Below are 13,177 nucleotides of genomic sequence, written 5' to 3' on the forward strand. Positions count from 1 at the left end.
ATGTTTATGATAATATTGAAATAAATTTCAATTAATTCAATTGTAAAATGGGAGAAATTATGAAAAAAGTTATTACTTACGGGACTTTTGATTTATTACACAAAGGTCATGTTAGATTATTAAAACGTGCTAAAGAACTAGGCGATGATTTAACTGTTTGCTTATCAACAGATGAATTTAATGCTGAAAAAGGTAAGAAGGCTTATACTTCTTTTGAAGACCGTAAATATGTATTGGAAGCTATTCGTTATGTAGACCGAGTGATTCCAGAAAATGGTTGGGACCAAAAAATCAAAGACGTTGTTGATAACAAAATTGATGTTTTTGTTATGGGTGACGATTGGAACGGTAAATTTGATTTCTTAAAAGATTACTGTGAAGTAGTCTACTTACCAAGAACTGAGGGGATCTCAACTACTAAAATTAAAAAAGATTTAGGTATAAAAGACAGTAAAGATTGGAAAGCCTAACTTGAAAGCATCCTTTAATAAGGGTGCTTTTGTTTTGAAATATGATTCATTGAACATATGTTACAATATTTTTAAATAATTAAATTATAAAATGGAAGGATTCATTAAATGAGTGACGTTAGCTTAGATAAAAGCGTAGATAAAAGAAGAACTTTTGCCATTATTTCACATCCGGATGCTGGTAAAACGACAATTACCGAACAGTTACTTTTGTTTGGTGGAATCATAAGACAAGCTGGAACGGTAAAGGCTAAAAAGTCAGGTAATTTTGCAAAATCTGACTGGATGGAAATTGAAAAAAAACGTGGTATTTCTGTAACTAGTTCAGTTATGCAATTTGATTATGCCGGTAAGAGAATTAATATTTTGGATACTCCTGGACATGAGGACTTTTCTGAAGATACTTACCGAACTTTGATGGCTGTTGATTCAGCTGTGATGGTTATTGATGCTGCTAAGGGAATTGAACCACAAACTAAAAAACTATTTAAAATATGTAAGATGCGAGGAATTCCAATTTTTACATTTATGAATAAATTGGATCGAGATAGTCGAGACCCAATGGAATTAATTAGCCAATTGGAAGACGTATTAGGTATTGAAGGTTATCCAATGAATTGGCCAATTGGTTCTGGAAAAGTTTTACGTGGACTATATGATCGTTATAACAAACGAGTAGAATTATATCGTCCAGAAGATAAAGACAATCCATATTTACCTTTAGACGATGATGGTAATTTAACCACTGACAATGAAATTACTGAAGATAGTGTTTATCAAGATGCTAAGGAAAGTATGGACTTAATTACTGAAGCGGGAAATCCTTTTGATATTGATAAGATTAAACGTGGGGACCAGACTCCAGTATTCTTCGGTTCAGCTTTAGTTAATTTTGGAGTTCAAACATTTTTAGATGCTTATTTAAAATTTGCACCTGCACCTAATGTTCATGAAACTCAAGATGACGAAATTGTAAAACCAGATGACGAAGAATTTTCAGGATTTGTTTTTAAAATTCAGGCTAACATGAACCCACGTCATCGTGACCGTATTGCGTTTGTTAGAGTTTGTTCTGGTAAATTTAGTAGGGGCATGGATGTTACTTTAGAGCGTAATCAGAAATCATTGAGATTATCTAATGTGACTGAATTTATGGCTAATACACGTGAAAATGTTCAAAATGCGGTTGCTGGTGATATTATTGGATTGTATGATACAGGAAACTTCCAAATAGGTGACACTATTTATACTGGAAAGAAAAATATTAACTTTAAGAAACTTCCACAGTTTACTCCAGAACTATTCGTTAAGGTTTCTGCTAAAAATGTTATGAAACAAAAATCTTTCCATAAAGGAATCAATCAATTGGTCCAAGAAGGGGCTGTACAATTATATACAGCCTACACTACTGGCGATTACATTTTGGGTGCTGTGGGACAACTTCAATTTGAAGTATTTCAATTTAGAATGCAAAATGAATATAATTCAGAAGTTGTTATGGAAACTATGGGACATAAAACAGCTAGATGGATTAACCCTGATCAATTAGATGAAAAAATGTCATCTTCCAGAAACATTTTAGTTAAGGACGTCCACGATGAACCATTATTCTTATTCGAAAATGCTTTTGCTGAAAGATGGTTTAAAGATAAATATCCAGATGTAGAGTTAACTTCTAAGCTATAAAAGAAATGCAACAACATTTCTTTTTTTATTAAAGGAGATAATAAAATGAATAAGCATTTATCAGCATGTACAAGTATATTAGTAGGTAAAAATGCAACCATTGACGGTTCAACTATGATTGCTAGAAATGACGATACTTTTTTGCCATTGACTCCGCAACGATTTTGCGTAGAACCAGCAGTTAAAAATCGTAAAGCTACTTGGATTTCAAATCAAAATGGCTTTACAGCTCCAATGCCAGCGAATGGCTATCGTTATTCTATGACCCCCAATGTAGAAGTTGAAAAGGAAGGGGTCTATGCTGAAAGTGGATTTAATGAGAAAAATGTTGCCATGTCTGCTACTGAAAGTGTTTATGGGAATGAACGTGCGCTAGCCTTTGATCCATTAGTTGAAAATGGTTTGGCAGAAGATTCATTGCAATCAATGGTATTACCATTTATTGATTCGGCAAGGGATGGAGTTAGATATTTAGGTGATTTGATTAAGAAATATGGTTCTCCAGAAGGTAACGGAGTGCTATTTTCGGATAAAGATGAAGTTTGGTATATGGAAATTGTAACTGGACATCATTGGGTTGCTCAAAGAATTCCAGATGATGCCTATGCAGTATGTGCTAATCAAGTTGCTATTCAAGAAGTTGACTTTGATAATCCTGATAATTTTATGTATTCAGATGGAATTCAACAATTTGTGGAAGATAATCATTTGAATACTGACAAGACTGGGTTTAACTTTCGTCACATTTTTGGAACGGATAATGAAAAAGATAGGCACTATAACACACCTAGAGTTTGGTTTGGACAAAAGTACTTTAATCCAGAAATTGAGCAGTCACCCACATCATCAGATTTACCATTTATTTGTAGAACTAATAAAAAAATTAGTGTAGAAGATATTGAGTATGTTTTAGGTTCACATTACAATGAAACTGAATATGATCCATTGAATTCAAAAAATGATGATAGAAAGTTGAAATTTAGACCAATTTCCATGAATAGAACTCAAAATTCACATGTTTTGCAAATAAGAAATGATGTAGACGATAATTGTTCAGCTATCATGTGGCTATGCTTTGGAGTTCCAGCATTTTCACCATTTGTACCATTTTTTGGTAATGCTAACGACACAGATTCATCTTATGCAAACACGCCTGTACATTTAGACGACAATAGTGCTTATTGGATGTATAGAAAATTATCCATGCTAGTTGAGTCACATTATGCTGATTTTATTCAAGATGATATTGATTTCTTAACGGATGCTAAAGAACAATTGAGAAGGCATGTTGATGAAAGTATTAAATATGCCCAGACTTTAACTAATAGTAGTGAGGTTACTGAGTATCTAACTAAACAAAATCATGTAGTAACTGCTAAAATGAAAGCAATAACAACTAAGTTTTCCAATGATTTAATTGAAAAAGGTTTGACGCTTTCTAAGTTAACATTTAATATGGATAAAAATTTATAATTACTACAAACTAAAAAAGACTAAAGAGAATATCTTTAGTCTTTTTTATTTGCAATTTTATTTTGGAAAAATTTTTTACTTTTTGTTAAGTTTTCGTCTTTTATCCACTGATTACCACCTAAATTTAGCCATACTCCATTATTCGTTTTAATTTCTAAAAATACTTTCCAAGTGCTATTTTCTGGTAATTTAGTTCTTAATAAGTATCCATTGGGATTATTATAGGAATTTGTATATCTTTTTAGGTTAATAAAATATTGTACAAAGCTAACCGTTTGCCAGTTAGCATTTCGATAGTAGAAAATAATAGTATTGGAAATATCATTAAAAGTACCATTTAACCAGCCGGTGTAAGAATATATTTTATAACCGTTTATTTGCGGACTTACAACATGATATTCATTTCCCCAAGTGCCAATTAAGAAATCTGGTGGTTTTATAACTTCATAAGTATCAAAGTTAACATAATAAATAGAAACAGGTGAACCATTTTTTAAGCGATAGCAAATTGTAATCTGTTGGTTTTCTTCAGTAAAAACTGAGTTAAATCCATGAATATATTCCATTATGTAGTTTTTGAAAGTAGGAATGTTAAGATTTATGGGCTTTCCAATATATCCTAGCATTTTTCGAGGCTCATCTAAAAATAAGTGGTTATGATTATCCATAAAATAAACAGTTACTTTAGATTGAGGAAGTGGTTTAACATATTTATGTTTATGATTTTTTTTATGCATATTGTTTTCTGCTTTTTGTTTATGTTGACTTTTTATAGTATGACTACGCTGTAAGTTATATGCATTTTTATGTCCAACTAACTTTGATATTAGCCAATTTAATATTTGCATCACCTCATTCCTCCTTTTATATAACAATATTAACATAGCTTTACCTTTAAATATGTACAAAAAAAGACCTGTGAGGGTCTTTTTTAATTATTTTTTACAATAATTTCTTGATTATTATCTACATCCAATAGTATATTTCCAACTTGTTCAGCTTTCTCTAGGCAATAATCAGCAATTTTATCTTCAATTTGTTCTTGGATTACTCTTCTTAAAGGCCTTGCGCCCATTTTAGGATTATAACCTAATTCAACAATTCTATTTTTAGCACCATCAGAGAGCTTAATGCTTATATTTTGTGATGACAACATATTATTTAGGTTATTAATCATGATTTCAACAATTTCTTTTAAATTATTTTTGCTTAGTGGGTTGAATTCAACTATATCGTCAAAACGGTTGATGAATTCAGGTTTAAAGTAATTTGTTAATTTATTTACAATCGAATTAACACTATTAGTTCTTTCAGCACCAAATCCAACGCTAGTTTCATGGATTTCCGATCCAGCATTACTGGTCATTATAATAACAGTATCTTTAAATGATACCACTCTACCTTGTGAATCAGTTAATCTACCGTCGTCTAAAATTTGTAGAAATGCATGTAATACATCTGGATGGGCTTTTTCAACTTCGTCAAATAAAATTAAACTGTATGGATTGCGACGAACTTTTTCAGTTAATTGGCCGGCTTCATCATACCCAACATATCCAGGAGGTGAACCAATCAGTTTAGAAATAGAATGTTGCTCACGATATTCAGACATGTCAAATCTAATCATGGCTTCTTTAGATCCAAACAACTGTTTAGCCAATTGTTTGGCCAACTCGGTTTTACCAACACCGGTGGTTCCTACAAATAAGAAAGAACCAATAGGCCTACCAGTACCATTAAACCCAATTCGGTTACGTTTAATTGCTTTAGTTAACTTTTCTACGGAGTTATTTTGTCCAATGACATTAGATTTAAGATTCTCTGATAAATTCTTTAGTTTATCTTTTTCTTGTTCCTGCAGCTTTCCGACTGGAATTCCAGTGTCATTTTCGATTATTTGTTCAATATCTTTTACATTAATGTTAGGGAATTTAGTGTTTTCTTGATTATCATCTAAGCTATCGTCTTTAAGAGCTTTAATTTTATCTCGGTAAAAAGCTGCTTGTTCATAGTCTTCTTTCTTTAAAGCTGCTTGCTTATCAGCTTCATAACTAATTATTTTTTGCTTAACGGTTTCTGGATCCATTATGTTTAACGATAGATTAGCTTTTGAACCAGCTGTATCTAATAAGTCGATTGCTTTGTCTGGTAAAAAGCGGTCTTGAATATATCTTTTGGAAAGTTTTACAGTAGCTTCAATGGCATCTTCTGTATAGTTAACGTGATGATATTCTTCGTACTTTTTTTGAATTCCCTTTAAAATAGCGATTGCTTTGCTGACAGAAGGTTCTTTAACCATTACCTTTTGAAGCCTTCTAGCTAAGGCAGCATCTTTTTCAATATTTCGATATTCATTGAGTGTAGTTGCTCCAATAAGTTGGAACTCACCTCTAGCTAAAGCTGGTTTTAAAATATTTCCAGCATCCATGCCACCTTCAGCGTTGCCAGCTCCCATAATTTCGTGAATTTCATCAATAAATAAAATAATATTAGGGTCGCTTTTGACTTCACTAATTAATTTATTAATTCTTTGTTCGAATTGTCCACGAAATCCAGTTCCTTGAACTAATGCAACCATGTCTAATCTGAAGATTTTTTTATTAATTAATTTGCTAGGAACTTCTTGTTTGGCGATTTTCAAAGCGAGACCTTCAACAACAGCAGTTTTTCCAACTCCTGCTTCACCGATTAGAACGGGATTATTTTTAGTTCTTCGATTTAGAATTTCGATTGCTTTGTTTATTTCATTATCTCTGCCAATGACAGGGTCGATTTCATTTCTTTCGGCTAGCTCCGTCATATTGACACCAAATTGTTTTAATAAGCTTTTCTTATTTTTGGCTGATGACCTAGGATTCTTTTTATGGTCACCAGATTGATTTCCACTTCTCATAGAATTTAAGATGTCATTGAGGCTACCTAAATTTCCATCACTTAAGTTGGCTCCTTCTAAATTATTTTGGAAGCCTTGATTTTTGGAAAGTTCAAGGTAACATTCTTGGCAAAGATCTAGTTGTTGTTGTTTACCATTATTGTTTACAAATAAATGAATACTTGCTTCGTTTTTATTACAATTTTGACATAACATGTGTAGGCCTCCTTTACATACAACATTGACCATTGTTGACCTTTTGAGAATCATTATACATCAATCTCTTGTTATCACAAGTAATTTAACCAGAACGATACATATTTAGTTTGTATCGTATTATAATGATTAAAGGAGGGATTATCATCGAAGAAAAAGATTATACCGAGATGTTAAATCGCCTGAAAAACGGTGAGGTAAAAAGTATTGATATAAAACCGGATGAATTTATTCTTTTTCAAAGAGCTTTTATGAATTTTGATACTAGAAAAAGTATCTTTGGTAAGGCACATCAAAACGGTGAGATAACATATTTTTATGAACATGGAAACGACAATAAATAATAAATCTTGTTTTTTACTATATTCACTGATATTCTAAAATTAATTATATCTTCACAATGATAAGGGGTAATAAAATGGAAAAGCGTACTTTTAAAGTTGTTGCTGAGACTGGTATTCATGCTCGTCCTGCTACTCTTTTAGTGCAGGAAGCAAGTAAGTATATATCAAAATTGACTTTGGAATATCAAGATAAGACGGTTGATTTAAAGTCAATTATGGGTGTTATGTCATTGGGAGTCGGCCAAAATGCAGACATTTTAGTTACTGCTGATGGTGATGATGAAAAAGCTGCTATTGAGGGTATTAGTAATGCCTTTAAACGTGAAGGCTTAACGGACTAATTAAGATAACTATTTAGATTGTTGTTAAGAGGATTAAAATATTATTTTTAATCCTCTTTTGTTTTTAGGTAATTTGCAAACGATTTAACAAACAAATATAATTACAATGATTAAACATTTCGATAAATAAAATAGGAGGGGTGCTAGATTGAATATCGGTATTTTTACTGATACATATTTTCCACAAGTTAGTGGAGTTGCTACCTCAATTGAAACTTTAAAAAATCAGTTAGAAACCCAAGGTCATCAGGTATATATATTTACTACTACAGATCCACATGTAAAAAAGGATGCTTTTGAAAAAAATATATTTAGATTTTCAAGCATTCCGTTTATATCTTTTACTGATAGGAGAATAGCTTTTAGAGGTATGTTTCAAGCGTATCAAATTGCTAAAAAATTAAATCTGGATATTGTCCATACACAAACAGAATTTTCTATGGGTGTCATAGGTAAAGTGGTTGCTAGATTTTTAAGTATTCCATGCGTTCATACTTACCATACAATGTATGAAGATTATCTACATTATGTTGCTAATGGACGTCTCTTAAAACCGGTACATGTTAAAGAAGCGACACTAGCTTTTTGTCATAATATGTCAGGAGTTGTTGCACCTAGTAACCGTGTTTTAGAAACTTTAAAACGCTATGGTGTTAAAAGTCCCATTAGCATTATTCCTACAGGAATTAACATTAATAAATTTAATGGTAAAGTTTTAAACGATGTTAGAAATGAATTAAATTTATTAGATAAACCAATTCTTTTATCAGTTAGCCGATTGGCATACGAGAAGAACATTCATGAGCTTATCAATGCGATGCCTAAGATTATTGCTAAAATGTCCGACACCACTTTAATCATAGTGGGAGATGGACCAGCTAAAGAATCCCTACAAACGCAGGTTAGAGAAATGCATTTGACTAAAAACGTTATTTTTGTTGGTGAAATTAGTAACGATGAAGTTAGTGACTATTACCATGCAGCAGATATTTTTGTTTCTACTTCTAACTCTGAATCACAAGGATTGACTTACATTGAGGCGATGGCTTCAGGAACTAAGGTAGTTGTTTCCAAAAGTGAGTATACAGATAGTTTATTAGATGATAAATCACTAGGTATAACGTTTGAAACAGAAGATGAATATGTAGATGACGTTATGTACTACCTTAGTGATGTTAATCAAATCAATGAATATCATGATAATCATTTGTTAAAACAAAAATTAAATGAAATATCAGCAGAAACTTTTGGTGAAAAAATAGTTCAATTTTATCGTAATGCTCAAATAAAATATGAGAGTAAATCAAGCAAATCTTCAGAGCTTAGTAATTAGGAGGTAATATGTTAAAAATAAACATGTTTTCAACTGCTGACAAAGTTAAAGGACAAGGAGTGGGGAGTGCTTATCTTGAACTAATTAAAATGTTAAATAAACATTTTCCTAAAGAATTTGATATTTCTATAAATAAACATGGTGCAGCTGATGTAACCCATTATCATACTATTAATCTTGGATATTATTTTTCAACGTTCTCTAAAAAAAGAGGTCGTAAAGTCGGTTATGTACATTTTCTTCCAGAAACTCTAGATGGTAGTTTGAAGTTACCAGCTTTTTTTAAATTCTTTTTCTATAAGTATGTGATTGCTTTTTACAAAAGAATGGATCACATCGTAGTGGTTAATCCCACATTTATTCCTAAGCTGGAACAATACGGAATTCCTAAAAATAAAATTACCTACATTCCTAATTTTGTAAGTAAAAAAGAGTTTTATCCAGTTAGTATTCAAAATAAGAGTAACTTAAGAAATGATTATGGCTATTCAAACAGTAAATTCACAATTTTTGGGGTTGGCCAAATTCAAACTAGAAAAGGGATTTTAGATTTTGTTAAACTAGCAAAACTAAACCCTGATATGCAGTTTATTTGGGCTGGTGGATTTTCATTTGGAAAGATAACTGATGGTTATAAAGAACTTAAACAAATTGTAGATGACCCGCCACAAAATTTGTCTTTTCCAGGAATAGTTAGTCGAGATAAATTAGTTGATTACTATAACATGTCGGATGTATTTTTGTTGCCATCATATAATGAATTATTTCCAATGTCAGTACTCGAAGCTTTTTCGTGTGGGAAACCGGTTATATTAAGAAATCTTTTATTATATAAGAAAATTATTGACGGTTACTATGTTTCGTTTAATAATCTAGAAGAGTTAAATAATGAAATTAAATCGCTTAATTTGGACAACAAAAAAATTCATGACTTACATGAACTATCATTAAAAGCTTCAGATTATTATTCTGAAGAACATCTTGCATCAATATGGCATGATTTCTATATAAATCAATCAAAAGAAGGTTAGATATGTCAAAACGAAATGTTATTACCTTAGTAGTTATGTTTTTAATTGGGGCTCTAATATTTTGGTATGCTTCAAGAGATATTAAACTAGACATTCTTATTAACGATTTTTTTGCTATTAATTGGTGGTGGATACTAGTAGCTCTTGTATGTATATTATTATATTTTCTTTTAGAGTCATGGATAACGCATTCTATTGTTGCATCGCAAACTAACCAGTTTACTTTTAAAGATGCAATTAGGGTTCCACTAGTAGAGCAGTTATTTAATGGAATCACACCTTTTTCGTCAGGTGGTCAGCCGGGACAATTGTTTGTAATGGTGCAAACTGGAGTAGATGCAGGAAAAGCTAGCTCTGCTTTGCTGATGAAGTTTATTGTTTTTCAAGGAATGATAGTTATCAACTTTATAATAAGCTTATTGATAGGCTTTCACTATGTTGTTGATAAATTACATGCTTTATCTTGGTTAGTAGTTTTTGGCTTTGTTATTCATTTTTTTGTTATATTAATTTTATTGTTGATAATGTATTGGTACTCTTTAACTAAAAAGTTAATAAACATAATTATTAAGCCTGCTAAGTATTTTTTGAATGATGATCGTTATTTAAAATTTAATAAGATGATAAATGAAAAAATTGACACTTTTCATTCTGAAAGTCTTCGAATAGCTAAGGAATGGAAACTATTATTGAAAATTTCAATAATAACCTTTTTTCAACTGCTATTTTATTATTTGATTCCATACTTCATTATTCTAGGCTTAGGCTATAGTGGAGTAGATGTAGTTATGATTATTAGCTTACACGTTCTAATAGTTATGATTATTTCATTGTTTCCCATTCCAGGCGGATCTGGTGGTGCGGAATACAGTTTTGAACTTTTATTTCAAAGTTATATAACTAATAATAGTAAATTAGTGTTGGCAATTTTACTTTGGCGGCTATTAACTTATTATCTAGGGATGATTTTAGGATTTATTGCGATTGGCATTAAACCAGATAAGGTTTATAAGTAATCTATAACTATTAAATTAAATACTTTCGGAGGCATTATTATGTCTAGTCATATTAAGAAAACTAGAAATTTATTAAACACTCGGCTTGGATTCTTTATTTTAGCAACTGTATTATTTTGGATAAAAACATATATTGCTTATCGAACCGAATTTACCTTAGGTGCTAAGGGAACAGTTCAACAGATTTTACTTTTTGTAAATCCAATTCCAGCGTTAATTTTAATATTTGGTTTAGCACTATATTTTAGAGGGAGACTGTTTTATTGGGTATTAATGTTGTTACATTTAATTGAATCAATTTGGTTATTTGCTAACATACTATATTATCGTGAATTTTCAGACTTCTTATCATTTGGAATTATTAAAGGTTCCGGAGATGTGCAAAATAATTTAGGAAAGAGTTTAGCTGAAATACTACATCCGTCAGATTTCTTCGTTTTTGTTGATTTTGTGATATTAGTAGTTTTACTAATTTTCAAAGTTATTCAGGTTGACCGTAGAAAATTCAAGTTTAGAAATGCATTTGCATTAACTATCCTTTCATTTGTTTTGATTTTTTCTGAATATGGTGTAGCTAATGCTAATCGTTCTGGATTGCTTACCAGAACTTTTGACAACAACTACATTGTTAAATATCTTGGATTAAATGAATATGCAGCCTTTAATGCTTATCAAACGGCTAAGGAGAGTGCAACCAGATCTAACGCTAAATCCTCAGATATTGACAGTGTTTTAAACTTTGTTAAAAAGAACCGTAGTGCAATCAATCCAGAATACTTTGGTAAAGCTAAGGGCAAGAATGTTTTTGTGATTCATTTAGAGAGTTTCCAGCAATTTCTTATTAACTATAAAGTAGACGGTAAAGAAGTAACTCCTAATCTAAATAAATTTTATAAGAACAAGAATACAATTTCTTTTGATAATTTCTATCACCAAGTATCACAAGGAAAAACTTCTGATGCTGAAATGATGATGGAAAACTCTTTGTATGGACTTCCTCAAGGTTCAGCTATGGTAACCTATGGTACGCAAAATACTTACCAAGCAGCACCAGCTATCTTAGATCAAAAAGGCTATACGACGGCATCATTCCATGGGGATGTTCCAAGCTTTTGGAATAGAGATAATACTTATAAATCATGGGGATACCAATATTTCTTTGATTCTGATTATTATCAAGAAAAACCATCATACAGTGTTGGATATGGATTAAAGGATAAAATTTTCTTTAAGGATTCCGTAAAATATATTCAACAATTACCACAACCATTTTATGCTAAGCTAATTACATTAACTAATCATTATCCATATGAATTAGATAAACCTAACGTTAGTTTCCCAGCTACTAAGACTGGTGATAATACGGTAGATCCATATGTACAGACAGCACATTATTTAGATCAAGCATTTGGTGAATTTATCAAATACCTAAATAAAACTGGTTTAATGAAAAATAGTATGATTGTTTTATATGGTGATCATTACGGAATTTCAAATAATCACCGAGCTGCAATTGCCCAACTATTGCATAAAAAAGAAATAACTGATTATGATTTAGCCCAATTCCAAAAAGTTCCATTTATGATACATGCTGATGATCTTAAGGGTGGCATTAATCATACTTACGGTGGGGAAATAGATGCACTTCCTACTATATTACATTTATTGGGCATAAAAGATAATAATACTGTGCAATTTGGAAATGATTTATTGTCTAAAAAACGTGATCAAACGGTTGCATTTAGAAATGGTGATTTGGTTTCACCTAAGTATACTGTTATTGGTAGTAATGTATATTTAACCAAGACTGGTAAGGAAATTACTCCAAATGATGAACAAAGCAAAGAAATTAAAAAACTGCAAAATCACGTAAACAAAGAATTATCAATGTCTGATCGTGTTATATTAGGTGACTTGTTGAGATTTTACAATCCTAAAGGCTTTAAGAAAGTTAATAAAAAGGATTTTAACTATAAATATTCATATGCTATGAAAGCTTTAAAAGACTCTGATAATAAGTCTAAAAAAACGCTTTTAGATAAAATTCATAAAAAAGATACTGAAAAACTATATAAAACTGACGCTCCAGAATTGAAAAAATAATTTAAGAAGACTTGCTAAATTAACGTTTAGCAAGTCTTTTTAGTTTTTTTGAATTTTTTTAATAAAAAAGGTTGACGGTGATATGTAATCTTGATACAATAGTTTCTGTTGTTAAGGACGACAAACAAAAAAACAAGCAATTAAATTTTTAAATAAAAAAATAATTTAAAAAGTGCTTGACTTAATAAAAACAAGATGTTATTATTAAATAGTTGTCGTTAAGGAGATGACAAAACAGATTAGATCTTTGAAAACTGAACAAGATTTTGATAATCGATGATGTGTAAGGAAC

At 30.9% G+C, this 13,177-nt stretch carries 11 protein-coding genes; 9 read left to right on the top strand and 2 right to left on the bottom strand.

All coding sequences use genetic code 11. The features are described from left to right. Positions 1–59: 59 nt before the first annotated feature. The 3 genes from tagD (at position 60) to FD06_RS04025 (ending at position 3,629) form a co-directional block, all read left to right on the top strand. Positions 60–470 carry a glycerol-3-phosphate cytidylyltransferase gene (gene tagD / locus FD06_RS04015; RefSeq protein ID WP_056966226.1) on the top strand — a complete coding sequence of 137 codons (411 nt, stop codon included), beginning with the start codon at positions 60–62 and terminating at the stop codon, positions 468–470. Positions 471–578: 108 nt separating this feature from the next. Continuing rightward, positions 579–2,156 carry a peptide chain release factor 3 gene (locus FD06_RS04020; RefSeq protein WP_054658418.1) on the top strand — a complete coding sequence of 526 codons (1,578 nt, stop codon included), beginning with the start codon at positions 579–581 and terminating at the stop codon, positions 2,154–2,156. 45 nt (positions 2,157–2,201) lie between these two features. Beyond that, entirely contained in the window at positions 2,202–3,629 is a 1,428-nt protein-coding gene (locus FD06_RS04025; RefSeq protein ID WP_056966227.1) for a C69 family dipeptidase, read from the top strand. A 35-nt stretch (positions 3,630–3,664) separates the two neighbouring features. Here FD06_RS04025 and FD06_RS04030 read toward each other — a convergent pair whose 3' ends face one another. Next, positions 3,665–4,477: a MucBP domain-containing protein gene (locus FD06_RS04030; RefSeq protein ID WP_056966230.1), complete on the bottom strand. Its 813-nt coding sequence runs from the start codon at positions 4,475–4,477 to the stop codon at positions 3,665–3,667. 83 nt (positions 4,478–4,560) lie between these two features. Further along, positions 4,561–6,717: an ATP-dependent Clp protease ATP-binding subunit gene (locus FD06_RS04035; protein ID WP_056966232.1), complete on the bottom strand. Its 2,157-nt coding sequence runs from the start codon at positions 6,715–6,717 to the stop codon at positions 4,561–4,563. Positions 6,718–6,887: 170 nt separating this feature from the next. Between FD06_RS04035 and FD06_RS04040 the strand changes: the two genes are divergently transcribed. The 6 genes from FD06_RS04040 to FD06_RS04065 all read left to right on the top strand — a co-directional run bounded on the left by FD06_RS04040 (position 6,888) and on the right by FD06_RS04065 (position 12,885). Then, positions 6,888–7,061 (top strand): hypothetical protein, encoded by a 174-nt coding sequence (locus FD06_RS04040; protein WP_237757231.1) that lies wholly within the window; start codon positions 6,888–6,890, stop codon positions 7,059–7,061. 74 nt (positions 7,062–7,135) lie between these two features. Next, the gene (locus FD06_RS04045) at positions 7,136–7,402 is read left to right on the top strand and encodes a phosphocarrier protein HPr (RefSeq protein ID WP_054658424.1); all 267 of its coding nucleotides are present in this window, start codon (positions 7,136–7,138) and stop codon (positions 7,400–7,402) included. Positions 7,403–7,550: 148 nt separating this feature from the next. Next, positions 7,551–8,735 (top strand): glycosyltransferase family 4 protein, encoded by a 1,185-nt coding sequence (locus FD06_RS04050; RefSeq protein WP_056966234.1) that lies wholly within the window; start codon positions 7,551–7,553, stop codon positions 8,733–8,735. Positions 8,736–8,743: 8 nt separating this feature from the next. Then, complete coding sequence (locus tag FD06_RS04055; RefSeq protein ID WP_056966237.1) at positions 8,744–9,766, top strand: glycosyltransferase family 4 protein; 1,023 nt, start codon at positions 8,744–8,746, stop codon at positions 9,764–9,766. A gap of 2 nt (positions 9,767–9,768) precedes the next feature. Next, on the top strand, positions 9,769–10,782 hold the full coding sequence (locus FD06_RS04060; RefSeq protein ID WP_054658426.1) for a lysylphosphatidylglycerol synthase transmembrane domain-containing protein: 1,014 nt from the start codon (positions 9,769–9,771) through the stop codon (positions 10,780–10,782). Between the two features lie 39 nt (positions 10,783–10,821). Next, positions 10,822–12,885: an LTA synthase family protein gene (locus tag FD06_RS04065; RefSeq protein WP_156403093.1), complete on the top strand. Its 2,064-nt coding sequence runs from the start codon at positions 10,822–10,824 to the stop codon at positions 12,883–12,885. The last annotated feature ends 292 nt before the right edge of the window (positions 12,886–13,177 follow it).

It is taken from the genome of Apilactobacillus ozensis DSM 23829 = JCM 17196, from assembly GCF_001435995.1.
GTDB classification, from domain to species: domain Bacteria; phylum Bacillota; class Bacilli; order Lactobacillales; family Lactobacillaceae; genus Apilactobacillus; species Apilactobacillus ozensis.